Genomic DNA, 26,829 nt, shown 5'->3' on the forward strand with positions numbered 1-26,829 from the left:
GAAAAATCTTTAAGAAATGAGCTCCGTATAATCCCTGGTATTGAAGCTTGATTTGTACATAGGCGGCTTTAATTTTTTTCTTGATCGTGTGAGGATTCTGATGGGAGATAAATCAATAGTGTGACCAAAAAGTTCTAATTCATAGAAATGGCGTACTCTTCTTTAAAGCCAATTACCCACTAACGTGTAGGGCGCCTTGTCATTCTGCCTTGTTTTGTATCTTTGATAACGATACGAGACGGGGCATTGGGCCAAAAATGATTGCTGCTATACCCGCTGCAATCATTGGATATCACTTCAGGCGCATCAACTATCTAATGCATATATAGCTTGGCTCTGCCGTACATCATCAATGCTACGGATCTGCCATTGCAGTAGCCAATAAAGAGAGTACTGAAAGGCAGTACAAGAGTGGGTCTATCAATTTTCAGCCAGCATGACAGGAAAAATATGTTTGATGGGAAATTTATAGATATCCATAATCTGGCGATGCTCTACGGAAATAACCTAGTAAAGTTCCCCTAACCTTTATATGTGTTAAAGCACTTTAGAGATTACTCGACTAATGTTGAGTTTTCTAGCAAACACGCTATCAATGTAAAAAATAGCACCCTTGTCAAGGCACAATGTGCTTAATATGTATCAGCACATCTACCAGCTGTTGCTGATTTGGTGAACGTTCTGGAATGCTTCTTGAAATCCCATGTCATCAGCTACAACTATCCTCCAGGATGCTTTTATTTCCTATGGAAGGGCCGATAGTAAAGGATTTGCCAGTAAGTTAAATCAATGCCTGATCGATCAAGGTCTAGAGGTGTGGTTTGACTTTGATGACATTCCCCTAGGAGTGGACTATCAAAATCAAATTGATGACGGCATTGAGCGCAGCAAAAACTTTCTGTTTGTGATTGCGCCCCACTCTGTTAACTCCGCCTACTGCCGTTTGGAAATCGAGCATGCGCTCCGGTTGGGGAAGCGTATTATTCCACTGCTACATGTGGAAGCCATTGACAAAGATATTTGGCAGCAGCGCAATCCCCAGGGCACAGATGCCGATTGGAAAGACTACCAGGCTAATGGGCTCCATTCCAGCTTTCCCAACATGCATCCCATTATCAGCAAAATCAATTGGGTGTACTTCCGCGAGGGTGTGGATGATTTTCAAACTTCATTCCAGGGTTTGCTGACCATTTTTGAACGTCAGCAAGATTACGTAGAACAGCATACGGCTTTGTTATCCCAAGCACTTGTGTGGCAGCGGCATCAAAGACAGGTTCAATATTTGCTAGTTGGTCAAAACCGGATTCGGGCGGAGCAGTGGCTAAAACAAAAGTTCACTGAAGAGCAGGCACCCTGCCAACCGACGGAGCTGCAATGCGAATTTATTTGCGAAAGCATTAAAAATGGCAACGGTCTTATGACCGATGTATTTCTGTCCTACTCCGAAAAGGATAGGGCACTTATGGATCAAGTGCGTAGTTCCTTAATGCGTGAAGGATTTACCACCTGGATTAACCGCACAGATATTCGAGTCAGCGGTGACTTTCAGGCCGCTATTAACAAAGGTATTGAAGAAGCTAGTCGGATGGTGTACCTGATTTCACCAGATTCCCTAGCGTCTAAATTTTGTCAGCAGGAATTAGAGTACGCTCGTCAACTCAATAAACAAATCATTCCCTTGAAGATGCGTCCAGTGGATTTGGACACCATGGCAGATGACTTAAGGTCACTGCAGTTTATTGATTTTTCCAATAATGCAGAGGGGGATAATGTCGCCTATCAAAAGGATGTTGACAAGCTGGTAAAGCTTTTACAAGAGGACAGTGATTACTTCCATCAGCATAAGCATTTACTGGTAAAAGCCCTAAAATGGCAGCAAAATCAGCAAAATCCTAGTTTGTTGATTAGGGGATATAATCTCAGCCATGCCGAAGCCTGGCTTAAGGTGGCCCGCAAGCATGGAGAGCAAAAGCCTCTGACGCTGCAGGAAGACTTTATTCAAGAAAGTCTGAGACAGCCTCCCAATCAATCTATTGATGTGTTTGTTTCCTATTCACGGGCAGATTCTGACTTTGCTCGACAGCTCAATGACGCTCTTCAGCTACAGGGAAAGACCACCTGGTTTGATCAAGAGAGTATTGTTGCTGGTGCGGCTAATTTTAAGGAAGAAATTTTTAATGGGATTGAAAGCGCCGATCACTTTTTGTTTATTATCTCTCCTCGCTCTATTCAGTCACCCTATTGTGCGGAAGAAGTAGAGTATGCCCAAAGCCTCAATAAGCGTATGCTGACGGTATTGCATCGCCCCATCAATACTAAGGAGTTACATCCTGCCTTAGCATCGGTGCAGTGGATTGATTTTAATAGCAAAAAGAATGACTTTAATTCTAATTTTAGTACCCTGCTGCGGGCCCTAGAGAACGATCCAGCCTACCTGCGATTCCACACCCGGCTCTTGGTTCAGGCCCTGGAATGGGATCAGCAAGATCGAGACGAGAGTCTTTTGCTGCGCGGCAAGGCCCGGCGAGAGACAGAAAGTTGGTTGCTGGAGGCGAAGGATAAATCTCCCCAACCCACCAGTCTGCAGCAGGACTTTGTCACAGCATCTGCCTCTGAAGAAATTCGTCGACAGCGCTCAGCTATCCGACTGCAGAGGGTTGGTATGGGGTTGATTAGTTTGATATCCGTGATTGCCATCGGCGCGGGCCTCTATGCTAGACAACAAGAATCTAAAGCACTAACTGCACAAGAACGAGCCACTAGACAGCAACAAAGGGCAGAAATACAACAAACTTTAGCCCTCACAGAAACATCTGAGGCTTTGTTTGAATCGGATCAGCCTTTTGAGGCGCTTCTAGAGGCTATGAATGCCGGCATCGCACTTAGGGCTAAGGAAAGCGAGATTAAGGCAGAAGAGGAAAAAACTACGGCTAAAAGAGGTGCGGCTAAAGCTGAAGACAAGCCTGAAAATGCTATGGTCTCGGAACTAGACGCACTCCATGTTGATGTCATTACGGTTCTGCAACAAGCAGTTTTTTGGGTACGAGAAAGCAATCGATTTGACGGACACGATGGCATTATTTGGGATACGGCTATCCGTAAAGATGGCAAGATGATTGCCTCGGCCAGTGCAGATGGCTCGGCCCGGCTGTGGAATCCGGATGGTAGCCAGCTAGGAGATCCGTTTGTTGTAGACGAAACTCAAGTTCTCAGCGTCGCCTTTAGCCCCGATGGGAAACAGTTAGCTATCGGTTTAGAAAATGGTGATATTGAGCTGTGGCAAATAGAACCACAACGGCGAAAGTTTACCACCATACGGCACAGCGACGATCCGGTTACTGACCTCGCTTTTTCCCACAATGGTCAGATCATTGCTTCGGCTAGTGAAGATAAAACAGTGCGCCTTTGGAAAAAGGATGGGACTCCCTTAAAAACCTTGACGCAGCATATTGCTTCGGTGCGGGCGGTGGAGTTTAGCCCCGATGGTAAGCTGTTGGCTACGGGGGCAGATGACAGCACCCTGCGGTTGTACACCTCTGACGGTAAATTTTTGAAGACCCTTCGGGGACATAGGGCCCAGGTAAAGGGCATTGCCTTTAGCCCCGACAGCTCTATGCTGGCATCGGCTAGCTGGGATGAGACTGTGCGTCTTTGGAAAAGTACGGGGGAATCGATTCGGGACATTCGCGGCCACAACACGCTGGTTTATGATGTGGGCTTTAGTCCGGATGGTAAATATTTGGCATCGGCCAGCTGGGATAAAACCATTAAAACTTGGACGCTGAAAGGAGAACCGATTACCACGGTATATGGCCACACGGCTCAGATCCACAGCGTTGACTTTATTAGCCTTAATGGTTCAAAAGATGACCATCAGCTGGTCTCCGGTGGGGGCGATCGCACCATTCGTCTATGGGAATTGGATCGACCCCTAATTACTTCGCTACGGGACCACCAGGAAAGCGTATACAGTGTTGTTTTTTCTCCAGACGGTGGGACCATTGCCTCGGCCGGAGCCGACAATACTATTCGACTGTGGAACCGAGAAGGTAAAGCCCTAAAGGCGCTTAAGGGACACACATCAGTTATTTGGAAACTCGCCTATAGCCCAGATGGCAAAACCCTGGCATCCGCCAGCTCAGATTACACCGTCAAACTCTGGAATAGTGAGGGCAAGGTGTTAACCACCCTGGCGGATCATAAGGGGCCTGTTTATGCCTTAGCCTTTAGCCCCGATGGTCAATTGCTAGCCACTGGCGCTGCGGATCGCACCATTCGCATTTGGAAATTAGATGGCACCTTGGTGACCGAAATCCCGGATTTAGATAAGGATGTGTTGAGTCTGGCCTTTAGCCCTGACGGCAAAATCTTAGCCAGTTCTGGGTGGGAGCATTTTGTCCGACGCTGGACGCTGGAGGGGGAAGAGCTAGACCGTTTGGAAGGCCACCGGGGGTGGATCCATGAGGTGACCTATAGCCCTGATGGGGAGACTATCGCCACCGCCAGTTCCGACAACACCGCTAAAATTTGGCATACTTCTGGTGAATTACTTTATACGTTGGCGGCCCACCAAGATGGGGTGGTGACTGTTCAGTTTAGTGAAAATCCAGACAATCCAGAGAAGAACTTAATTGCCACCGGCAGCTATGACCATACGGTCAAGCTATGGAACATGGATGGAACCCTCTTAACGACCCTGAGGGGACACGAAGGGCGGGTCAACCACCTAAGCATCAGCCGTGACCAAGAATTATTGGCCACGGTGGGCGAAGATAAACGACTGTTGTTGTGGAGTTTGGATCTACGGGAAGAGTTAGATCTCTTGCTGAGTCAAGGCTGCAAGTGGTTAGAAGGCTATCGCCGCACCAATACTAAGGCTCCTGCAGACATCAAAAACTACTGTGCTCAACAGCCACAATCAGAAGATTCATAGCCCTGGCTAGATGTCTACTTGCTGACCACTGTCATATTCATTAGGCTAAATAGCTTGTACAGGATGCGGGCACTTACGTTGCCATCCCACTCGTGGTTGCCCGTTTCACAAATGTCGCAGCCAACAATGTGGCGGCCACTGCGAACAACTTCGCGCCAGAGGCAATAGACTTCTTCCAGGTTCAACCCACCGGGGACTGGGGTGCCGGTGTGGGGACATAGTTTAGGGTCTAGGCCATCTACATCACAGCTAATGTAGACGTGCTGTGGCAGGTGGCGCACGATGGCCTGACACTGCTGTAACCAGCCCTGCCCCGCGTAGGTAGCGCGTTTTATCTGTGTATCTAAATAGGTAACAATGCGGCCGTCATATTGTTGTATTAAATTGATTTCACCATGGGAAATATCGCGAATCCCCACCTGCACCAGTTTAGAAATCTGAGCTAATTGCAGGGCATTAAACATAATAGAGGCGTGGGATTGTTGAAAGCCTTCATAGGCATGGCGAAGATCTCCATGGGCATCCACATGGAGAATGCCAAAATCAGCATATTGCTGAGCTAATGCCCTGAAGGTGCCTAGGGGCACACTGTGATCGCCACCGATAACGATGACTTTTTTATTTTGGTCTAGGGCAACCTGGGTTTGATATTGAACCCAGCGGGTCATGGTGTCGCAGCCCTGGTTAACGCGGCTTAAAGCGGCCCCTAGCTCCGGAGCCTCGTCAGGGCTAATGCCTTGTTCTGCACCCCGAATGACTGCGATCGCATCTGGCCTTAATCGTTTATTTTGGGCCAATAGCCATGCTGGAATTGGCAACATATAGATACCCTGTCGCCACGCCTCAGGATGATCAAAATCATAAAAGTCTAGTTGGGGAGATGCCCGCAAAATGGCCGCTGGCCCCTGGCAGGTTCCATCTTGATAGGACGTAGTCACATCCCAGGGCACTCCAATCACCACAGTGCTGGCGTGGGCATAGTCATGGGGAAACCCAAACACATTGCCATTAACTGCTCCCACCCCCCCGGGGTCAAAATTCGCAATTCGCTCGGCAATGCTGCATGGGGAATAAGCACCTTTCCGTTTGGGGTTAGACCGTTTTGCCATACTCTGCCTCAATGCCTTATTTTTCTAACATGTTGCGAATAAATGTAGGCAAACAAAATGCAGCACTATGAATATCACTGTTGTAATACTGCAAATTAAACATCTGGGCCATATCCTGCGATCGCTGTCGATCAAAATCTTCTAATGGATGTTTACCATCCTTTGTACAGTAGGTAAAGCTCCACATGCCCGTAGGATAGGTGGGAATAAATGCCAGATAGCAAAAGACACTATCAGGATTAAAGATATCCTGTAAACAGTGGTTGAGTTCAACAAATGCCTTCTGATTAAAGTGGGGAGATTCACTTTGAGCCGTCATCACGCCCCCCGGCCGGAGGCAACGGTACACATCCTGATAAAAAGCTTTAGAAAACAACCCTTCTGCAGGCCCCACCGGGTCCGATGAGTCAACAACAATCATGTCAAAACTATCGGCAGAGGCCTGTTTCACATACTCAATGCCATCATCAATAATTAGCTTGAGCTTGGGATGATCAAACGCTGATGATAGGCTAGGCAAAAATTCCTTTGACGCTCGGACAACCGCCTCATCAATTTCAACCATGGTGACGTTGTTAACTTGGTCATAGCGCAGAATTTCCCGAATACTGCCACCGTCACCACCGCCAATGACCAGCACATCTTTAACATCCGGCTGGGCCACCATGGGCACATGAATAATCATCTCATGGTAGCCTTTCTCATCCTTTTCGCTACACATGACCATTTTATCAACGGCCAGGAGCTTACCATACTCAAAGGTGTCAAATACTTCAACGGTTTGATAGGGTGATTTTTCGCGAAATAAACAGTCTCCCTTATGGCGAATGGACAGAGCCATATTCTCATTGCGATCGGTAAACCATACGCTACGGCTATATTTAGGTACCACTAACTGCTGGGTGGCATCCTCCCGCAGTTCTCCCAATTCAATACTGGCCTTTTCGAGAAGATCCAGCTGGCCTCGATTGATTTCGACCGCGGAACCATGTTCTGCCTGGAATGCCTGTTTGAGAATTTTATAAGATGTCCATGGATTAACGGAATCACCGCAGGTGAATAGGTCTACTGCTGCATAGCGATATTCGGGCCAGGTGTGAATTGCCAAATGACTTTCCTGGATCACCACCACCCCGGATACTCCGAAGGGAGAAAAATGATGAAATACGGAACTAATAATGGTAGCGCCTGCTTCTTTGGCAGCATTAACCATGCTCGACTCAATGCGAGGAACATCATTGAGAATTTCGGAAGAGCAACCGTGGAACTCGACTAAAATGTGACGGCCAAGAGATTTCATAAATATATAGCCCTAATACAACCTACCGATAACAAGTCCCCGCTTTAAACAGTTGGGGCAACATCATAAACGAAACGACCACCGTGTCACCCAGACCATATGCAGAGACCACCAACCGCAGAATAGATCAATAGAAACCAATAGTAGACTGTTCAAATCAATTAGCCCAATTAGTTTATAACTAAATTGGCCAAACTTGCACAGGGAGCGTTTTGTAGTGACTAAATCCGCTAGGGGTAAGGTTGAGAATGAATGTTTTCATTAGACATCATCGATTTGCCAAATTTTGTTTTGCGAAAGTAATTTTGTTGCTTGGTTTCTGGGCACAGGTTTGGAGAAATAGTATCCCTGGGCATATTGACATTGCAATCCTTTCAAAAGTCTTGCCTGGTCGATGGTTTCAACACCTTCCGCAACGATGTCTAGATTAAGGCGCTGGGCAAGGGTAACAATTGTGCCAACAATATTCTCGTTTTCCTGGTTTGTTTCCATACGATCAACAAATGATTTATCAATTTTGAGGGAGTCGATGGGCAATCGATGTAAGTAGCTAAGGGAAGAATAGCCAGTGCCAAAGTCATCTAAGCTAATGTGCAATCCCTCATCCTTCAAATAGGTTAGCTGTTGAATAGCCGAGTCCACGTCGTTCATCGCCACACTTTCTGTTAGCTCTAACTTTAATCCTCGGGGGTCTAACCGATAGTGGTGCACAATATTTGCAATGGTTGTGGCTAAATTTGGTTGTAAAAATTGACGACTGGAAAGGTTAACGCCAATAAATAAAGGGGGCTGTTGGGGAAACTGTTGCTGCCACTGTTGTACTTGAGAGCAGGCCTCCTTCAGGATCCATTCTCCCATGGCTAAAATCATGCCTGTGTCTTCAGCAATCTCGATAAATTCAATGGGGGGCACCAGCCCTCGGTTTGGATGTTGCCATCGAATCAACGCCTCAAATCCGGCAATTTTACCGATATTGAGGTCTAGAATTGGCTGGTAATATAGCTGAAACTGTTGATCCTCTCCGGCATCGCGTAAATCCATTTCCAACTGAAACTGCGATACGGAATGGGTCCGCATATCTTCTTGAAAGATTGCCTGAGAGTTACGTCCTTTATTTTTAGCTTTACCAAGGGCATGGTAAGCGTCTTGCAACAGGGCATGGGCAGGATAGTTTTTCCCTTTAGGGTGAAAGGCGATGCCAATGCTAATGGTTGTTTTGACGGGGTTGCCATTGATAGAGATGGAATCCATCAAGTTCGAGCGCAGGTGCTCAGTGATGTCGGTGGCTGTTTGGGGATGGTGGATGGAGGGTAAAATCGCGATAAACTGGTCGCTACCGACCCTGGCTACCGAGGCTTTCGGCAGATGGTACACAATGCGCTCCGCAACAATTTGCAGTAGTCGGTCCGCTACCTTTTCTCCGAGGCTTTCATTGACCGCCTTAAACCGGCCTAAGTCGATTAGTAGCAAGGCCACCATGGCCTTGCTATCATTTTGCTGATCGAGGTGATGCTGTAATTGTTTGATGCTGGAAAATCGGTTGGGCAGGCTCGTGAGGGAGTCGTAGAAAGTGCGGTAAAACACCTGATAGGCAATGGTGGCACTGGCAACTAGGGAAAAGCCCAATGCTGGAGGAATCGTCGGAATCCAGCCATCTAAGGCGAATAGCCCCCAGCCAATGGCAGTCAGGGTAAGCATTGCGATCGCGCTAGTCAGCAGCAAACGCACCAAACTCTGAATATGCCAGGCCAACCCCCCACCAATCAAACACCAAAGCAAGATCCAGCACTTTTCTTGCCATTGGTTCCAGGTCCAAATCAGGGAATACTTTTTCTCTACAATCGACAAAATTTGGTTGACCACATGGGCATGAATGACAACACCCGGTGTCATGCCCACAGAGCTACTATTCCTAGTGAACGGCGTAAAAAAGATATCTTTAATGCTAGGGGCAACCGTCCCAATCAGCACCACTTTGTCCTTGAACCAAGCAGGATCCACCTGATCATCCAAAACATTCCTTAGGGACACCTGCCGAATCCCATCATTTTGGGTTTTATATTGCAGCAGCACCTGGTAACCGGCCATATCTTCATTTTGATACCCCCCCGTATTGGCATCCAAGGTGGGAAAGAGTTGGCCCGCAATGTTTAAACCCGTGCCTTTGGGATCAAAAATATTAGGACCATATCGATCTCGCAGAACGTGAAGACTGACCCTTAACCCCAGGGAATAAAAATCATCCGGTTTAACAGACGCAAACATAAAATTGCGTCGAACCACCCCATCCGTATCGGCCACAAAGTCGGCAAACCCAGTACGATCCGGCGTCATTCCTATGGGGGCCGGACTGCTGCTATCTGGGTCAACACCAATGCCTAAATCATATACACCATAGACATTCTCCTTCGCCAACTGCCGTTGGAGACGTCCTTGGCCCGGTGGATGTTCAATATCGCGATAGATATCCAGGCCAATGACTTTAGGGTCATAGGTTTGCAATTTCGCCAACAACTCAGCCACTGTCCCATCGCTGAGGGGCCAACGGTTGTAGGAGCGAATATCAGTCTCCGTAATCCCCACCACCACCACTTCAGATAGCCCATCCTTAGAGGTGTGATGGCGCACCTGACGGTCAAAGGCTTTTAACTCCGCCCCCTGTAATCCCCCAAGCTGGCGCAGACCTATGATCAGCAGCGCTATCCCCACAGCAATGAGGACATACCCATAACGCTGCAACTGTCGCCAAAGCCGCAACTTTATAGAACCAAAAACTCGACGATAAAAGTGACCAAAGTGCAATGGGTCCCCCTACCAATTAGGCAGTCAACTAGATTTAGAGTGACGAACATTTGCACGCACAACCATGCTTACCAAGGATTCCCAATCATAGTAAAACCAGACCAATAGGCCGGATGACTAAAATTCCAGCTTCCACTGGCATCTAACCCAGGTAAATAGCCAATATCCCGATTTCCATGGCCGTAAACTTGCCCATGGTGCACACCAACGTCTCCTCGCAGCATGGCGATCTGAGCCTGGCGCAGGGCGGCACTACGGCTGGGCGTAGCCCCAAGTGCTTGATAAAATTCTGCCATCAGCCCCAGGGTGCCTTCATCACTGATGGACCAAAGACTCGCCAATGCCGTACGCACGCCCACTTTAACCGCCAAGCCAGCAAAACCGAACTCAGCATCGGCATCCCCCAGGGCTGTGGCACAGGCGCTTAAAATCAAAAAATCAATGGCATCCAGAGGGAGTGCCTGTAATTCGGTCAAACTAATGCTACGGTCCCACAGTTGCACATAGGAATTTTCTAAATTACCGGCTTCAAACACCGCATGGGTAGCTAAATGCATACTGGTGAAGCGATTTTTCTCTAACTGGTGATGCAGGGCTGCGAGGGTGGTTTCGTGGTCGAGGTAATAATTATCTCCTGTGGCTTGAACGGCCAACTCCAGTTCCAGAGGCACGGCTTCTAAATCGGCCTGGTGAGTAAAATCCGCAATCCCCATGGCTAGAACAGAATCAGTCTTTGTCCTATCGTTCTGATTTAACACCTGCTGGGGAGGACTTAAATCGGTAAGTCCAGCGCTGGGTAACAGACCAATGCTATATTGCTCAATCAAAAATTGTTCGCCATCGTGCAAGGCTGCCATGGGTAGGGACCGTAGGCCTGCATCTAGGACGAAACCGATGTGGTCAATATTAGCCATCTCCAGATCATCGACCATGGGGCGAATTAACCAATCGTAAAGCTGCTGAGCGGGGGGCAAATATTGGGCAGGGCGCAATAGGGGGTTCATGACTGTGCGGTGCAAGTCATCGATTACAGATTGCACCTCTACAGCTGTGACATCTACGGGGTGATATACCGGAGGACCGTCACCACTCATTAATAGCAGTTCTAGACGATTGTTGTTGAGGCGCACGTACATGATGCCAGGGGTAATACCTTGAGTGCGCGCCACTTCTTGCAAGGTTTCTTGCAGGATGCTTAAGGTGGGTGAAGCCGGCATGGGTAAATTTAATGCCCTGGCAAACTCACCGGAAAAAGTATTATCTATCTGCACCAAAATCGATTCTTCGCTATTGGCATTGAGAACGTTGTCTTGTTCTTCGCCGCTGTTAGCGCTGGTGCCGTTGTTATCCAACTCTAAAACATTATTTTCTCGCAATAGCTCATTTGTGTTGGCACGGGGATCTTCCGTTGCCAAAGCGGGGGTGGTTATGTTTGGTGTTTCTGTGCCCACCGTCGGAGAATCAGGCGATGGTACCTGAAATGCGTTAATCAGCTGAATGGTATCGAAGCTAACTGATTGAGTAATGCTTTGGGGGCCAATTAGCTGATCTACATCGGTTACCAGACTGCCTGAGGTGCCATGAATGCTGCTATCGCCCACTAAAAACGGAGTTGTGGAGGCGCTATTGTAGGCTAAGCGGATAGTACTATCCCCCGTGGTCAGAAGGCTAACATCGGTATTGGGGATACGGTCAAGGGCCTGGAAAAATCGTTGGTTAGCAATGGCAATATTGCCACCGTTTCCTTGGGCCGATGCATCGATAAAATCGACAACAATATCGCCAATGGAAGTGAGCCGAACATCTCCTCCCTGGGGCTCTACTAAATCAGGACTTTGAGCTGTGGATGTTAATTGTTGACTGCGAATGGTTCCCTGGGGAGCATTGATGGCAATGCCCCCACCATTGCCACGGTTGGTTTCACCTGCGTTTGTGTCTGTGGCAATGGACCCGGTTTCAATATTGGCGGTCAAACTTGTCAGCGAAACCTCACCGGCATTTTCGGTGTTACTGGCATTGACGTTAATGGAGGAGTCAACGCTGTCTGTAAAAATATTGCCGTCAGCCCTAAGGCTAATATCACCACCCGCACCCGTATTGCTGCTGCTAGAAATTGCTGTGCTGAGATTACCGGCATTAATAGTGCCTGTTTCAGCAAGCAGACTGATGTCTCCAGCTCTACCATTGTTGTTTAAAATCTGATTGGTTGTTGTCTGAATATCTTTAACGTCGATATCGTCAAATGCTGACAGGGTTATGCTGCCACCATTGCCATTGTTGTTCAAGGGGGCTCGGGCTGAGCTGTTCAGGTTGCCTGCCACAATATCCCCTTGGGTGGCAGTTAAGTTGATGTCCCCGCCGTCAAGATTATTGTCAATGGTTGAAAATGCACTGGTATTTAGGTCGCCAACAGTGATGTTAGCGGCGGTAATTTCAATAGCTTGCCCTACCGTGCGCAACTGATCGTTAGGGTCCATGGCAAAGCTTCCCTGGCCATCATTATCGGCATCTGCCAAAAAACGAATACTGCCTGGGAAGTTAAGGACACCGTCACTTAATGGGTTGATGGTAATGTTGTCATCGGCCTGGATAACTAAATTAGGGTTACCCGTAATTGATGTTTCTAGGGTGTTTTCGTAGAGAATTCCTGGGTTATTGTCTCCTCCAGGATCTGTCCCTGCACGAATTTCAATATTTTCAGGATCGAGTAATAGGGTGCCTGGGGTGCCCTGCGATCGCAAATCCACCTGACCATCGAAATAAAGGTGCTGTTTTCCCGAAATTTCCACACTACCGCCAGCCTGGGTGCCTCGGGCACTCACATTACCTAGAAACCGAGTGCTCCCATCGGCCCACACCACCACCTGACCGCCGGTTTGTGGATGGCCTATCTGGCCATCCGCCCGCAGGCTGGATGCAGCATCAACTACCGTCGTTTGAGCCGTTGGCAAAGGCCCTCGCCCCTGGTAATCGCCCCCAATTAAAATCGTCCCGCCATGTTCAGCCCGTACTGTAGCGCCTGCTGTAGCAACAAAATCGCCTAATACCTGAATTTTACTGTCACTACCGCTAGTCGTTAGATTGCCACCAACAAAGACTGTCCCTGGAGATAACTCAGATAGAGACTGCGCCCCCGTTAATTGGAGCATGCCGTTGCCATCGACTTCCATCGCTGTTGCATGTTCCACCCGGTTTGGCAATAACCAAGGAGAAACCGTTTCCATTGCCGCTGGAAGCGTATACGCAATGCCGTTTCCTAAACTTACCTGGGGATGATGACCCACCGCAGCCAGGGTAATTTCGCCCCCACTCAGTGTCCCCTGGTTAATGACCCTATGGCCCATCAAAGCTAAGGCATTACTATTGCCAACCCTAAGATCGCCTAAATTGATAATGGAGCTAGGACCATAGGGGTCAAAATGTATTTCTAATACATTCCCCTGCACATTGCCAGGATATCCCACGAGGCCAAACGAACCGTGGGTAAAATCGAGCCGTTCCGCCGTCAGGGTTATAAAATCGCCCCCTAGATTAAGCCCGGCGCCCGCACCAAACAGCACCCCCGCTGGGTTCATTAAGTACAGGCTAGCTGGGGCACCACTAACTGCAATCAAACCACTAATTTTAGAGGGCAAACCATTGGTAATTCGGCTAACAATAGTTTCAACATTTGAATTCACAAGGAATTCAGCCGTGTTAGCATCCTCTAAATTAAATTGTTCAAAGCTGTGGAATAAAAGTTTGGAACTATCTGTCGGTGTACCGCCCGAAATGGTAAACCGCTGCCCCTGTTGAACAACTTGAGTCTCAATCGCATCCTGGGCCGGCACTACCTGAGCATCAGAACGCTCAACTAAACCCACAAGGACGATCGCTAAACCAGCAGCACCAATATGCAGCAAAAAATTGTAATCAACTGATTGCAACCTGCCCATAAATACTGGTTAGAGAACCATTCAAGGGTTGTACAGTTCTAAGCGATGGGCACGGCCTATGTTGATTAGGACTCACCCGTTGATGTGACGTCTACGGAGCTAGCATCCACAGAGAGTGGAACAATCTGCTCTAGTCTAGCTGAGGCCATTAGCCTCTGCCACTGGCTTAATACATCTTGATTTTGTGGCTGGGTTTGTAGCTGTTCTACCAATAACCCAAGGCGGTCATACCAAAGAATATGATCCTCCATGCTGGAAGCTGCTACTCGGTCAACCCAGCCTTCTACAGAAATATTTTCTGAACGGTTATCAGGGTTACAAACAATGGATGCTGCCCAGCGATACCGACTATTAACTTCTAGGGTCGGCGCATTAGCCATGGTACTTAAGTCTAGGCCTACCAAATCGGTAGTTGGCTCAACCATAACTGTTGTTTGATAAATAATATCGTCTTGGGAGTCAAACAAATAAAACTCCAACTGTTTAGAACTGGCCACATCAGGCACACTTAGCCATAGCGTTGGCTTATCTACAGCCGTTTTGCCCAAATTAGTTTCAGGCACAATCGCCACCAAAGGCTCTGCGTTTTGGGCACAGGCAGATGACGGTAGTCGGGATGCTCCACTAATGCGTCTGCCAGGCAATCCTTGACGAACTTCCTCATCATCGGCTCCATGGGAGACAGCCGGAAAAGATACTACTCCCAACATGGCAGCAAGGGCCATAATGCCCAGACGTCTTCCCCATGTTTTATGGGATTTTGAAGCTAATGGCTTGATTGCAAGGTTAGTGAGTGTCATACGAATAACTGGTCTAATGTGCTGCAGTCCAATGGCCTATATGCTATTGTCTTCCATCGAGACACTAGATTCAAAGCTCTGATGAAAAAGCTCTAATGAAAGACTCATCCATCAGTTTCTCTTAGAGTGAAAGATGCGAAACTAAGTAGCTACTAAAATCTTATTTTAAACAAATATGCAGGGAGCGCTAGTGTCCCACACCTGTATTCCCTTTCTATTTTCTAAAATAGACTAGCCTAAGAAAAAACCGTGCATGTACCTATGACAGCATGAGATTTTTGCAAAGACATTTTCAGTAGTTTAGACAAAAGTTGAAAACCCGCTAATCCTTTGAACCATAAAGTTTTTGACCAATATTTCTAAGTGTAAACACACATCAAAACAACAATCTTCTAAGGTAACTACAGAAATCTTTTGTGCATGGAATAGCTTTAGATTAATTAAACAATTGTTGATGGGAAGTGGGCCGTGGCTATAGGCAAAAAGAACACCAGCGTTACTCCATTGGGGCTTAACCCTGCACAACACCTGCAGTTATTAAAAAAACTACCGAGCGTGGTCATGCACGGTATAGCGATCTCACAATTGCGAAAGGGCCCCAGGGGCACAGGTTATGTGTATCGCAGGTGGCTTAAGCATTCAGCCGTCTGCGATACCAACGGATCAAAGCACTCAAATCAAATTGCTTAAAAGCTAGACCAATGTAAATGGTGTTTCGTTATCAATGATGGGTTTTCACTGCAAAAGGTGAATTAGTTTATAGAAATAATGTGGCTATCCTAGCTAAAGGTCTAGGATAGCCACACCGCTACAAAAGATTATTGAGGCTTATCTTTTGAGTTGGCTATGCTTGCGATGACTTGATCCTTGTCTTGATCCTTTCGAACGATTTTTATCGCCATAATCAGACCTGGACTGACTGCGTGATTCCCGAGCAATGTAGTCAATCAGAGCCTGATTTAACATGCGATCGTCGTCATAATCTTTAGAAGCGGGCTGAAACTGCTGTTGATTGGGCTGCAGAATTTTACTAGTTGCTAAAAAGATACTAATTACGATGAACAATGGTATGAAAGGCATGGGGCAACCCTCTTAAAACTCAGTAGATGCGCTGATTGGGAACTATGAAGCTGATAGTAACCCAGTAAAATTACAGTGAAGATGACGGTGATCACACTGATAAAGCGATTTCGACACTAAGCGCCGTGACTAGTGAGTAGTATATTGGCTGTCGCCCCTCTCCCCATTAAACTAGGGAGCGCCGCCAGTTAAAGAAACGACGAAGTATATTTTGTAGTCGATCATTTTTGGCGTAGCTCTGTTTAGTCAGTTGCAAAGCGGTCTTTGCATTGATTTCCGACAGCGTTGGATAAACATGGATGATGCTTTTGATGGCACCGATTTTCATTTTGTAGCTCATTGCTAGCACGACTTCGTGGATCAGCTCTCCCGCATGGGGGCCGACAATGTGTGCGCCTAAAATTTCTCCATTTTTGCGGGTGATAAATTTGGCAAACCCATACCCTGCCGCTTCCGCCAATGCCCGATCCACATCTTTAAAGTCGTGCTTAAGTACGGCCACATCGTCGCCATAGCGCTGCCGTGCCTGATCTTCGGTTAAGCCTACGCGGGCCAGTTCAGGTTCCGTAAATGTGGCCCAGGGAATAACTCGATAGTCTGCTTTTTTGGTGGGTAGAAACAGCGCATTTTGAATGACTACGGCGGCTTCATAGCCGGCAACGTGGGTAAATTGGTAGCCCCCAATCACATCCCCTGCGCCGTAGATATGCTTCACATTTGTCTGGAGCTTTTCGTTAACGTTGACTCCAGTTTTGCCCACCTCAACACCGGCCGCATCCAACCCTAGGGATTCCACATTAGGCACGCGGCCCGTGGATAGTAAAATCTCGTCGACAATGACAACTTGATCACCTACGTAGAGGTGTTTTTTGCCGTCGATGACTTCCACTTTCTGGGCCCGACTTTGGGTTAGGACTCGGATACCTTCGGATTCCAACTGCTTTTGGACCACTGCCGCCGCTTCAGGTTCTTCCTTTGGCATGATCTGCTGGCGACTGGCGACAATGGTCACCTCTGCCCCTAGGCGGGCAAAGGATTGGCCCAGCTCGCATCCGATGGGGCCAGCGCCAATTACGGCCAGGGAGTCGGGCCGTTCTTTCAGGGAAAAGACCTGTTCGTTGGTCAAAAAGCCGGCTGCTTTGAGCCCTTCGATGGGTGGGAGTGCGGGGCGAGAACCGGTGGAAATCAGGAAATTGCGCCCTTTAAGCTGCTTGCCATTGATCTCAAAGGTGCGGGCGTCGGTGAATTTGCCTGAACCGTAGAATACGTCGACGCCAAGGGCTTCGAAGCGTTCGGTGGAGTCGTGTTCTTGAATGACGCCGATGACATTTTGGACGTGGTTGATGGCTTCTTCGAATTTAATGGTGGGTGGGTCGGTGTAAATGCCAAACTTGGACCCGGTGCGCACATGGTGGGCGACCTGCCCGGCATGGATCAGGGATTTGCTGGGTACACAGCCATAGTGTAGACAGTCCCCACCTAGGAGATGTTTTTCAACTAGGGCAATGCGGGCATTGAGCTGGGCTCCGGCACTAGCGGCCACTAACCCGGCAGAACCGCCACCGATAACTACAAGGTCGTACTCAACTGCCATATTTATTGCTCCTGGTCGATTTCATATTTGAAGGTACAGGTTTGAAGGTACAGGTTCTTTCTGAAGGCTGGCTGAGAAGCTATGGAAAAAATCTTAAGGCTATTGATTGGTTTGCTCACAGCCTTTTCAAGATTCGTAATTGGGGCCCATGGGCTGATGGGCCCCAATTACTATGCCCCCATCTTTAGACCTTAGTGGGTGGGGTTAGTGGGTGGGGTTAGATGTTTGACTGATAAAATCCAAAATCAACTGTTGCTGATGTACGATTCGGGCTTCTAGCTGATTTACGGGGCCAGGGGTGTAAGCCCCGCTAGCATAGCCCTTTTGAACATTTTCGGTAAGGATAATATCCTCCGATGTAAAGGCATCAAAATCAGCCTTTAGGGTAGCTATGGATGGGCTGAGCTCGGGAATGCCGTAGACTTCTGAGCGCAGTTCGCAGGTGTTGCTGGTCAAGGGGGCGATGTAGAGCCAGGCAAGCATCCCGTTGGGAAGACCCAGCAAATGGAGATTGGGGAAAATGCCATAGGTGAAGAATGCTGTCTGGCTTAGCTTTGGTAAATCGGGGAGGGCCGTATTTTCGGCTTGCCAATCGGGGGTGACTGGGGTGCGTAGACAGTTGGTGTAGGTTTCCAGGTGGTGTGAATAGTGTTTGATCGGCCCCTGGACTTTGTGGAGGGTATGGCGATGCGCGATCGCAACATGGTAATCACACAGGGTATTGTCGTGGAAGTTTTTCCAGTTGCAATTCACCACCTGGCGCTGGCTTAGCAACAACCGGGTTTGGCCTCGACGGTGGTGCCCCAAATGCTGGGGAATGCTGCCCAAAAAGTCATGGAGCGAGGGTGCATCATCGCTAAAACAAATAAACAGGAACCCACTCCAGGATTCCAGACGAATGGGTGAGAGGGGGTAATTTTCTGGCTTAAACGTATCTGAAAATTTTGGCTGGGCGGGGGCGCCCACCAGGTTGCCGTGCAAATCGTACACCCAGGCATGGTAGGGACACACCAGATGTTTTTGGCTGTGGATGCCGGTTTGGTTACACAGCAGCGACGCCCGATGGGGACACACATTATGGAACGCTTTGAACTCACCGGGCCCCAAGCACGTAATCACCACCGGCTGCCCCACTACCTGCTTGGCCCACACCTGTCCCACTGCCAGTTGGGCACTATCACCAATGTAGAGCCAGGTTTTTTGAAAAATATGTTTTTTCTCTATCGGCAACCAGGCCGGGTTGGTGTAATGATCCGCCCTGAGGAGGAAGTGGGCGGGTAAATCACGCTGATTCACCAGTTGGGGGGATGGTTGTTGCTCCGCTAACATTGCCCAGGTTCAAAAAAGGAGGACACACTAAACGCTGGCCATATCGGGCTTACCCCGCAACAGGTCAGTGATTTCATGTTTATAGGCTTGAAACTGATGCTCTCGCTTCATGGCATAGGTGCGCTTGTCTGGCAGGTCCACGGTAATCTCGCGCTGAATGGTGCCGGGGCGAGCGGTCATGACATATACCCGCTGGGAGAGGAAAACGGCTTCTTCCACGTCGTGGGTGATCATTAAAATAGTGCAGCGGGTGCGCTTCCAAAGATCCAACAAAAATAGCTGCATGGCTTCTTTGGTTTGCACATCCAGGGCGCCAAAGGGTTCGTCCATCAGTAGAATTTTGGGGTGACAGGCCAGGGCACGTGCGATCGCAACCCGCTGCTTCATCCCCCCCGACAATTCCTTAGGCAGTGACTTAGCAAACTTAGTCAGACCCACCACATCCAAATAGTAGCTAGCCCGTTCCCGGCGCTGTTGCTTAGCCATGCCCTGTAGCTTCAGGCCAAACTCCACATTTTGCTGCACCGTCATCCAAGGGTAAAGGGTGTACTTCTGAAACACCATGCCCCGGTCAGCCCCAGGCCCCGTAACCCGCTCATAATCCACCGTAATCTCGCCACCGGTGGGGGTGTCTAGCCCAGCAACCAGGCGCAACAAAGTTGACTTGCCCGAACCCGAGGCCCCCACGGCACACACCAGTTCACCGGTGTCCACATGCATATTGATGTCTTTCAGGGCCAAGAGCGGACCTTGTTCCGTTGGGAACTGCTTATATAGCTTAGAAATTTCAAGATGCATGACTAATCAAACGCCCACTTACAACTGATTCTGAGCACCCAACGAAAGACCAAATCCAGGGCGAAGCCAATCACCCCCAGCATAATTAAGCAAGCAAAAATCTCATCGGTTTTGAAAAACCGCTGGGCCAACAAAATCCGTTTTCCCAGGCCTTCTTCCGCCGCCACCAGCTCAGCAATCACCACCAGGTTCCAAGAGGCGGCAACGTTAATGCGAAACGTATCAATAATATTGGGAATAACATAGGGCATAATCACCGACCTCAGCACCTGCCAGCGATTCCCCCCCAACGTATATGTGGTCTCAATCAGATCCTTGGGAACAAATTTCACCGCATCCATAATCATTAGGGTGTTATAGAATACGGTGCCAATAAAAATAAGGGCGATTTTGGGTTCTTCATTCAGACCCAAATAAATGATCAAAAGCGGAATAAATGCCGGGGCCGGCATATACCGCAGAATGCCAATAATCGGCTCCATCATGGCGCGAATACTGGCAAAGGCCCCCATGCTAATGCCCAGGGGCACCGACACAATGGCCGCCAGGGTAAACCCGACGGCCACCCGTCCAAAGCTGGCCAGAATATCTTGAGTGACAAATCCTTTTTCCCACAGCCGTTGAAATGCGACCGTCACATCCTGGGGGCTAGGCAAGAACTTCGGATTCACGTCCGCATAGTTGGACGCCAGCCACCACACCGTTAGGGGCACCACCACCGAAACCGCAATCAGCAACCAGTTAAGATTATCGGGAATATCTTCTGCAATACGCCAAAAAACAGTGGGCTTAAGGCTTTTAGTCGTTGGCTGAAACTCGTCTAGTTCGGACGCCTGGGTCATTTTTCTAAGACGCATATATATAAACAGACCGGATGCCTGGTCGGGGCATGCCATGGCATGCCCCGACGGAAACTATCTAAGACCCCTCTGCATAGGCTTTAACAAAACTGTCATCCAAGATGGCCCCGAGATCGTCGGGCCCCGCTTCGATAAAGCCCACATCCACCATAAAGTCATTCATCTTTTGAGACGCGAAGGGCATATGTTTCATGCCATCCCCGGCGCTAAAGGCTTCCAAGTTCTCTTCAACGGTGAAAATCCGAGTGCCTGCTTTAAAGTTTTCGTATTCTTCAACAGTTACCCCCGAGCGAGCGGCCATGATTTTGTTGGATTCCTCTGGATTTTTAGCGATGTAATCTAACGTCGCAAACCAGGTATTGACCATCGCTTGAACTTGTTCAGGCTGTTCATCAATCACCTTTTGGCTCATGACCAACAGGTCAGGAATCGCCCCAGGGTAATCCTTCGACGACAATAGCTCTTTACTGCCTTCTCGCTCCAGGGCAATCCCCCAAAAGGGAGGCCATGCGGCAACGGCATCCACCTGTCCAGAAGCAAAAGCAGCGGCAGCAGCCCCCGTTTCTAAATTCTTGATCGTAATGTCCGAGCGAGACATACCCGCATCTTCCAAGGCCTGGGTAAGCATAAAGTCGCCCACCACCCCTTCTTCTAGGGCAACGGTTTTACCCTTTAGATCGGCAACGCTATTAATCCCCTCGGCGACAATAACTTTGTCATTCCCGGCAGAGTTATCGTTCACCAACACAGCCACTTCCCCATTGGCGGCATCGGCGGCAAACGAAATCGTATCGTTCAGGGTCTGCCCATTGCCATCCAGCTGCCCAGCGGCAAAGGCTTCCATGGATGCCAAGTAGCCATCAAACCACTTGAGCTCCACATTAGCCCCATTCTCCGCAAACAGTCCTTTCTCTTCGGCAACTGCCCAGGGTAACCAACCAGGCCAGTTGCTATACCCAATGACTAACGGTGCTGCATCTGCTGCGGCAACCTCAGGAGCCGACGGTTCTGAGCCGGTTTCCGGTGCATTACTGGCACAGCCCACAGCAACCACTAAACCAAAGGCAAAGGCCAGGCAGGTAGATAAAAATCGTTGTCGTCGCATTACGTACCTCATAAACTGAAAAAATCGTTGAACATTTTTGCAAGCTAGTAGTTGTTCTGTTTTATACAGGACTTAAGATCGTCATACTGTGAGCTGTAAACGGTTTGATTGAACAGTCACTGCTTGCTGCAGCCAGTTACACCACGCATCTAGCCCTTCCCCTGTCTTTGCAGACACATGGAAGATGGCCACCGTGGGATTAATTTGCCGAACATTGGCCTCAATTTGGGCAAGGTCAACGTCCAAATGGGGCACTAAATCGGTTTTCGTAATTAACAAACAGTCCGCTTCTCGAAACATCACCGGATACTTAAGCGGTTTATCCTCCCCTTCGGTAACACTGAGCAAGGCGACCTTAGCATGCTCTCCCACTTCAAATTCAGCCGGACAGACTAAATTTCCAACGTTTTCAACGACTACCAAGTCCAGGCTCTGTGGATCGTGTTGCTGCAGCTGTTGAATCCCGCCAGCAACCATTTTTGAATCTAGATGACAGGAGCGACCGGTGTTGATGGCGACGACGGGAACACCGTGTTGACGCAGGCGTTCCGCATCTAATTCAGTGGTCATATCGCCTTCAATGACGGCAACTTGGAGATTCTCTAGGCTTTTGAGGGTGGCTTCTAAAAGTTGAGTTTTACCCGCCCCTGGGCTACTCATCAGGTTGATACAGGTAATGCCCCATTGATCAAAGTGGGCGCGGTTATGGTCTGCCCCCCGTTGATTGGCATGGAGCAGGTTCATTTCGATGGCGGCGTCAAAGGTTTGGTGCATATTGGAGACGGTGGGCATGGCCCACCGGGCAATGGGTAACGGGGTGGGCATGGCCCACCTCTGCAAAATAATGGCCATTTCAAGCCGCAACGCATTCCAGTCGGTCAATTTTCAATTCGCGGCCGGAGCGGATGTCTTCCATGGGGCTATGGCAGCTGGGACAGGCATATTGGCTGCCCAGCTCCGGCTGATAGTCGGCATGGCAGGTGTGGCAGTGGGCCACCAAGGGCACATCTTTGATCGCTAGCTCCGCCCCATCGAGGAAGGTGCCCTGGGTTTGCACATCAAAGGCAAACTGTAGGCTAGCGGGTTCTACACAGGTAAAGGTGCCAACAATCAGGTGAACTTTTTGAACCGTCGGTTTTTCTGGCTGTGCATCCCACCAGTCTCGAATTGTGCCAATTAAGGCTTTGGTCATATCGGTTTCGTGCATGATTCACCGTCCCCTACTGCCAGCCACTGCCAACATCCATATTGGCTTCGGCATGGATGTAATCTGGGGTACTGCTGCGGGGCAGCTGACCCGACTGCACCAGGTGGGCCATGGCATCGCAAATTACCCGGGTGGCCATCAGGGAGGTCATGTCGCTGATGTCGTAGGGGGGGGATACCTCTACAATTTCTAGGCCACACACTGGGGCACTGCGAATGATTTTGCCTAGCAAATATAGGGCTTCCCGCGGCAACAACCCACCGGGTTCGGGCCAGCCGGTACCGGGGACAAATCCAGCATCGATACAGTCAATGTCGAAACTGATGTAGACGCAGTCGGTGCCGTCTAGGGCTCGCTCCAGGGCAAAGTCGGCGGCGGCATCCAGCCCCATTTCGGTAATGTCGGTGACGGTGAGGATGTTGGTGGCCCGCTCGCGACAGACTTTCACCCCCTGGCGAGGCACCTGCCAGCCGCCAATACCTAGCTGCACTAGGTTTTTGGCGGGGGCATTTTTCATATTGGTGGCATGGAACCAAGGACAGGTGTGCATGCGTTCGTCTAGATCGGTCTCTTGGGTATCCACATGGCGATCGAAGTGGATGATGCCGACTTTTTTGTCGCCGAGATGGCGACATACGCCGCGCACGGTGGGGAACCCGATGGAATGGTCGCCACCGAGAATGATGGGGAAGGCGCCGGAACTAAATACGTGGGCTACGCCTTTAGAAATTTGGTCAAAGGATTTTTCGTTGTTGGCGGGGATGGTGAAAATGTCCCCCACATCGCAGAGGGTAATTTGTTCGCGCAGGTCGATCCCCATTTCGAAGTTGTAGGGGGTGTAGAGGGCGGAAATGCGCCGGATGCCCTGGGGACCAAAGCGGGTGCCGGGGCGGTAGGTGGTACCGGAATCGTGGGGCACCCCCATAATGGCGATGTCGTAGTTGCCTACTTTGCGCACATCTTCAATGTAGGGGGCTTTGAGAAAGGTGTTGATGCCGGCATAGTGGGGCAGCTCGCCCCGGGAGAAGGTGGGAATGGTGCGATCGCGAATGCTGGCGGCGGCCTCCAGGCCATACTCTAACCCTTGGGAAACCTCCTGTTGCCAACCGGTGAGGGGAAGCTGAGCCTCCCGTTCCAAGGCACGATTTGCCTCGGAGTCAGCAGGATTACGAAATGTAGGCGTATCACTCATGATGTCGACGTGTAACGCTAAAAACTAAACGACAAAACCAACTCAATACGGAAAAGACCGTCAGGCTTTGGGATACTGCCGGCAAACCACAAGCCACCCACAGTAGCAAAAAGCAACAACATCAAAAGCCCGGAAGAAATCGCAGCAGGCAAAACCTGCAAAATGACTTCTCCCGGGCTTTTATCCCGCCGTGTACCAAAAAACTGGCGGCTTCTCTCGGACCAGACGATTAACACAAAAACAACCTATGAAAGGTGATCTACCGTTAAACCGGAACCCTAGAAACCTAATGTTGTCGTCGGGTTCAGTATTCACGGTTGCCCCCCTTCAGAAAGTATATTGTGCTACCAAACAACACTTAAATAACAGAATATTTTTTGCAATCCAAAAAGAATTATCGATAATTTAGCGACAAAATAGCGTGTATATTTTGTCAATCCTTTACCTGGAGACCCCAGGGTTTACGGCACTTTCATCAGCAATGATGGCCCCTAACCCCCCATAACTTCATCGTATTTTTGAGTTTTAGGCATCGTTCTCTGGGCAAAAAATATTGGAACCAAAATTACCCAGGGCGCCCCTTTGATGAACAACTTTGAAGATGATGTAAAAACTTCGCAACAATATGTCAAAAAAAGCAGCATTATTCTTTTATTAATAAGGAAATCTGCTTTTACCTTTGGAAGGAGATCATAAATAGAGCCATCGACGGTTCAACGTTCGAGTAAAGCTGGCAATTTGGTCTGGAAAAATAAAAAAGGGCAGATTACTATCTTTTTGGTACACTTTCATCTGTCGAATTTTGGATCCATAGCCAGGTTTACGGCTCGGTTCATCCTTGAAATCAGCAACTGCAAACCAGGGTCATGAAAATAGCAATTAGCCCCGCCCGGTGGGTTAAGTCCACCTTAGTTAGCCTCATGGGTCTCGCCATCGTGTTCGGTGTTGGCCTATCCGCCGCACTGGCTGTACCTGCAGCGCCGGCCAATCAGGAGCTGGAGGCCCAGGCCCTACCGATTCAGCCTGAACTAACCAACCCGGGTGAAATTCCCCTTGAAGAATTCCAGGCCCCACCCCAGATATCGGCCATAGACTGGTTTGAGGAATTGGTGGCTACGGCGGAGTCCATTGAGCCTCAGGGCAATAGCTTAGACTCAATGCTCGATCAGTGGCTATCCACCGCAAAAACGATATTTAACGGTAGCTGAGCGTTTCCGCTGGACCCTGTCCCCACATCAGCAAAACCGTCACTGCCTCTGGTGTTTTTCCAGTTATGGGTTACTCCATTCGTTTGGCCACTGCCGCCGACATTGCCCATTTACCCCCAATTGAAAGGGCGGCGGCCCAACGATATTTGCCCTATTTGTCGCAGCTGGGTCTGACTCCAGAAAACCTGGAAGACATTGTTCCCATTGATTTTCTGCACCGGGCTCAATGCCAACAGCATCTTTGGGTGGCGGTCTCGCCCTGGCCAAAGGATCCGCTACCCAAGGGGTTTGTGGTGGTGGAGCGTTTGGTTAATGGCTTTTTTGTGGTGGAGCTGGATGTGGCCCCCGGCTATGGGCGCCAAGGCATTGGCTCTGCTTTAATGAAGCACGTGATGGCCGCGGCCTGGGAGCAATCTTTATCGACGGTGACCCTGACCACATTTCGCCATGTGCCGTGGACGATTCCGTTTTACCGCCGCCTGGGGTTTGAAATTGTTGTTCCGGGCAACTACACTCCAAGCATTCGTGCCATTGTGAACCATGAAGAACGCCATGGTTTTCGTCGTCAGGTGCGCGTGGTAATGCAATGTCAGATTTCTTGAATCAATCCCCCCCTGCCCGAGACGTATTGCTAAAGGATCTAGACCAACGGATCGAAGCATTGGGGTTTCATCGCTTTGGCATTGTGGCGGTCCCCCCCGAGCCCACGGCCCCGGAGCAGGCCATGGAAAGTCGTCTGCAGGACTGGCTGCACCAGGGGTACCAGGCCGACATGGGCTGGATGGCAAACCCTAAACGGCAAAACATTCGTCGGGTGATGCCGGAGGTGCGATCGCTGATTTGCGTGGCCCTCAACTACTACACCCCCCACCAGCGGCCCGGGGGCAATGACCATGGCAAAATTGCCCGCTATGGCTGGGGGCGAGACTATCACCGGGTGATGCACAAAAAGCTGAAGCAGCTATGCCTGTGGCTGCAGGGTGAGGGCATTTTGGCCCGCTACTATGCCGATACGGGGCCGGTGCAAGATAAATTTTGGGCCCAGGAAGCGGGCATCGGCTGGGTGGCCAAAAACGGTAATGTGATCACCCGCGACTATGGTTCCTGGGTCTTTTTAGGGGAAATTCTGACCAACCTAGAGCTGCCCGCTTCCAAGCCCCACACCAGCCACTGCGGCACCTGCACCCGCTGTTTAGACGCCTGCCCCACCCAGGCGATTCGGGCTCCGGGGGTGGTGGATGCGGACCGCTGCATTGCCTACCACACCATTGAAAATCGCAGCGAACAGCTGCCCGAGACCGTTGCGGCCAACCTCAACAACTGGGTGGCGGGCTGCGATATTTGCCAGGACGTGTGTCCCTGGAATCAGCGCTTTGCCCAGCCGACGGATGTGGCGGAATTTGAGCCCTATGCGGGGAATGTGGCCCCCCAACTGGAGGAGTTGGCCCAACTGACTGAAGCAGAGTGGAACCAGCGGTTTCCGGCATCGGCACTGCGGCGGATAAAGCCGAATATGTGGCGGCGAAATGCGATGGCGGCGATGGCGAACCCGGGTAAAAAGCCCACAGCCCCCTAGG

17 protein-coding genes and 1 riboswitch are annotated in these 26,829 nt (G+C 49.6%); of the genes, 4 read left to right on the top strand and 13 right to left on the bottom strand.

The window, feature by feature from the left end; all coding sequences use genetic code 11:
* The first annotated feature begins 703 nt into the window (after positions 1 to 703).
* On the top strand, positions 704 to 4,933 hold the full coding sequence (locus IXB28_RS14980; RefSeq protein WP_215619411.1) for a TIR domain-containing protein: 4,230 nt from the start codon (positions 704 to 706) through the stop codon (positions 4,931 to 4,933).
* 14 nt (positions 4,934 to 4,947) lie between these two features.
* Here IXB28_RS14980 and IXB28_RS14985 read toward each other — a convergent pair whose 3' ends face one another.
* From IXB28_RS14985 to IXB28_RS15045, 13 genes are all read right to left on the bottom strand, one after another.
* Positions 4,948 to 6,042 (bottom strand): agmatinase family protein, encoded by a 1,095-nt coding sequence (locus tag IXB28_RS14985; protein WP_215619412.1) that lies wholly within the window; start codon positions 6,040 to 6,042, stop codon positions 4,948 to 4,950.
* 16 nt (positions 6,043 to 6,058) lie between these two features.
* Positions 6,059 to 7,342, bottom strand: a complete 1,284-nt coding sequence (gene speE / locus IXB28_RS14990) for a polyamine aminopropyltransferase (RefSeq protein ID WP_215619413.1) — start codon at positions 7,340 to 7,342, stop codon at positions 6,059 to 6,061.
* 261 nt (positions 7,343 to 7,603) lie between these two features.
* Positions 7,604 to 10,144 carry an EAL domain-containing protein gene (locus IXB28_RS14995; protein WP_215619414.1) on the bottom strand — a complete coding sequence of 847 codons (2,541 nt, stop codon included), beginning with the start codon at positions 10,142 to 10,144 and terminating at the stop codon, positions 7,604 to 7,606.
* 68 nt (positions 10,145 to 10,212) lie between these two features.
* Positions 10,213 to 14,079: a CHAT domain-containing protein gene (locus tag IXB28_RS15000; RefSeq protein WP_215619415.1), complete on the bottom strand. Its 3,867-nt coding sequence runs from the start codon at positions 14,077 to 14,079 to the stop codon at positions 10,213 to 10,215.
* 65 nt (positions 14,080 to 14,144) lie between these two features.
* On the bottom strand, positions 14,145 to 14,804 hold the full coding sequence (locus IXB28_RS15005) for a DUF928 domain-containing protein (protein WP_215619416.1): 660 nt from the start codon (positions 14,802 to 14,804) through the stop codon (positions 14,145 to 14,147).
* Positions 14,805 to 16,125: 1,321 nt separating this feature from the next.
* Entirely contained in the window at positions 16,126 to 17,553 is a 1,428-nt protein-coding gene (locus tag IXB28_RS15010; protein ID WP_215619417.1) for a dihydrolipoyl dehydrogenase family protein, read from the bottom strand.
* Positions 17,554 to 17,757: 204 nt separating this feature from the next.
* A complete protein-coding gene (locus IXB28_RS15015) occupies positions 17,758 to 18,882 on the bottom strand; it encodes an aromatic ring-hydroxylating oxygenase subunit alpha (protein WP_215619418.1) in 1,125 nt (374 codons plus the stop codon).
* A gap of 27 nt (positions 18,883 to 18,909) precedes the next feature.
* Positions 18,910 to 19,680 (bottom strand): ABC transporter ATP-binding protein, encoded by a 771-nt coding sequence (locus tag IXB28_RS15020; protein WP_215619419.1) that lies wholly within the window; start codon positions 19,678 to 19,680, stop codon positions 18,910 to 18,912.
* A 2-nt stretch (positions 19,681 to 19,682) separates the two neighbouring features.
* Positions 19,683 to 20,522: an ABC transporter permease gene (locus IXB28_RS15025; protein ID WP_215619446.1), complete on the bottom strand. Its 840-nt coding sequence runs from the start codon at positions 20,520 to 20,522 to the stop codon at positions 19,683 to 19,685.
* A gap of 76 nt (positions 20,523 to 20,598) precedes the next feature.
* The gene (locus IXB28_RS15030; RefSeq protein WP_215619420.1) at positions 20,599 to 21,645 is read right to left on the bottom strand and encodes an ABC transporter substrate-binding protein; all 1,047 of its coding nucleotides are present in this window, start codon (positions 21,643 to 21,645) and stop codon (positions 20,599 to 20,601) included.
* A gap of 81 nt (positions 21,646 to 21,726) precedes the next feature.
* A complete protein-coding gene (hypB, locus tag IXB28_RS15035) occupies positions 21,727 to 22,419 on the bottom strand; it encodes a hydrogenase nickel incorporation protein HypB (RefSeq protein WP_215619447.1) in 693 nt (230 codons plus the stop codon).
* Positions 22,420 to 22,498: 79 nt separating this feature from the next.
* Positions 22,499 to 22,852 carry a hydrogenase maturation nickel metallochaperone HypA gene (gene hypA, locus IXB28_RS15040; RefSeq protein ID WP_215619421.1) on the bottom strand — a complete coding sequence of 118 codons (354 nt, stop codon included), beginning with the start codon at positions 22,850 to 22,852 and terminating at the stop codon, positions 22,499 to 22,501.
* Positions 22,853 to 22,865: 13 nt separating this feature from the next.
* Positions 22,866 to 24,044 (bottom strand): agmatinase family protein, encoded by a 1,179-nt coding sequence (locus IXB28_RS15045; protein ID WP_215619422.1) that lies wholly within the window; start codon positions 24,042 to 24,044, stop codon positions 22,866 to 22,868.
* Between the two features lie 167 nt (positions 24,045 to 24,211).
* A riboswitch (guanidine-I (ykkC/yxkD leader) is annotated at positions 24,212 to 24,337 on the bottom strand.
* 573 nt (positions 24,338 to 24,910) lie between these two features.
* Here IXB28_RS15045 and IXB28_RS15055 point away from each other — a divergent pair.
* The 3 genes from IXB28_RS15055 (at position 24,911) to queG (ending at position 26,828) form a co-directional block, all read left to right on the top strand.
* Positions 24,911 to 25,252 carry a hypothetical protein gene (locus tag IXB28_RS15055; RefSeq protein WP_215619424.1) on the top strand — a complete coding sequence of 114 codons (342 nt, stop codon included), beginning with the start codon at positions 24,911 to 24,913 and terminating at the stop codon, positions 25,250 to 25,252.
* Positions 25,253 to 25,317: 65 nt separating this feature from the next.
* On the top strand, positions 25,318 to 25,854 hold the full coding sequence (locus tag IXB28_RS15060) for a GNAT family N-acetyltransferase (RefSeq protein WP_215619425.1): 537 nt from the start codon (positions 25,318 to 25,320) through the stop codon (positions 25,852 to 25,854).
* Entirely contained in the window at positions 25,839 to 26,828 is a 990-nt protein-coding gene (queG, locus tag IXB28_RS15065; RefSeq protein WP_215619426.1) for a tRNA epoxyqueuosine(34) reductase QueG, read from the top strand. Before IXB28_RS15060 ends, queG begins: the two co-directional genes overlap by 16 nt.
* Position 26,829: the final 1 nt, after the last annotated feature.

The organism is Leptothoe kymatousa TAU-MAC 1615, from assembly GCF_018739865.1.
Lineage (GTDB): Bacteria > Cyanobacteriota > Cyanobacteriia > Phormidesmidales > Phormidesmidaceae > Leptothoe > Leptothoe kymatousa.

Bases quoted from the DNA above. Each gene is read 5' to 3' on its own strand.
- IXB28_RS15015 (WP_215619418.1), bottom strand. From the start codon at position 18,882: ATGTTAGCGGAGCAACAACCATCCCCCCAACTGGTGAATCAGCGTGAT.
- hypA (WP_215619421.1), bottom strand. From the start codon at position 22,852: ATGCACGAAACCGATATGACCAAAGCCTTAATTGGCACAATTCGAGAC.
- IXB28_RS15010 (WP_215619417.1), bottom strand. From the start codon at position 17,553: ATGGCAGTTGAGTACGACCTTGTAGTTATCGGTGGCGGTTCTGCCGGG.
- queG (WP_215619426.1), top strand. From the start codon at position 25,839: ATGTCAGATTTCTTGAATCAATCCCCCCCTGCCCGAGACGTATTGCTA.
- IXB28_RS15020 (WP_215619419.1), bottom strand. From the start codon at position 19,680: ATGCATCTTGAAATTTCTAAGCTATATAAGCAGTTCCCAACGGAACAA.
- speE (WP_215619413.1), bottom strand. From the start codon at position 7,342: ATGAAATCTCTTGGCCGTCACATTTTAGTCGAGTTCCACGGTTGCTCT.
- IXB28_RS15025 (WP_215619446.1), bottom strand. From the start codon at position 20,522: ATGACCCAGGCGTCCGAACTAGACGAGTTTCAGCCAACGACTAAAAGC.
- IXB28_RS14985 (WP_215619412.1), bottom strand. From the start codon at position 6,042: ATGGCAAAACGGTCTAACCCCAAACGGAAAGGTGCTTATTCCCCATGC.
- IXB28_RS15000 (WP_215619415.1), bottom strand. From the start codon at position 14,079: ATGGGCAGGTTGCAATCAGTTGATTACAATTTTTTGCTGCATATTGGT.
- IXB28_RS14980 (WP_215619411.1), top strand. From the start codon at position 704: ATGTCATCAGCTACAACTATCCTCCAGGATGCTTTTATTTCCTATGGA.
- IXB28_RS15045 (WP_215619422.1), bottom strand. From the start codon at position 24,044: ATGAGTGATACGCCTACATTTCGTAATCCTGCTGACTCCGAGGCAAAT.
- IXB28_RS15030 (WP_215619420.1), bottom strand. From the start codon at position 21,645: ATGCGACGACAACGATTTTTATCTACCTGCCTGGCCTTTGCCTTTGGT.
- IXB28_RS15060 (WP_215619425.1), top strand. From the start codon at position 25,318: ATGGGTTACTCCATTCGTTTGGCCACTGCCGCCGACATTGCCCATTTA.
- hypB (WP_215619447.1), bottom strand. From the start codon at position 22,419: ATGCACCAAACCTTTGACGCCGCCATCGAAATGAACCTGCTCCATGCC.
- IXB28_RS15055 (WP_215619424.1), top strand. From the start codon at position 24,911: ATGAAAATAGCAATTAGCCCCGCCCGGTGGGTTAAGTCCACCTTAGTT.
- IXB28_RS15005 (WP_215619416.1), bottom strand. From the start codon at position 14,804: ATGGCCCTTGCTGCCATGTTGGGAGTAGTATCTTTTCCGGCTGTCTCC.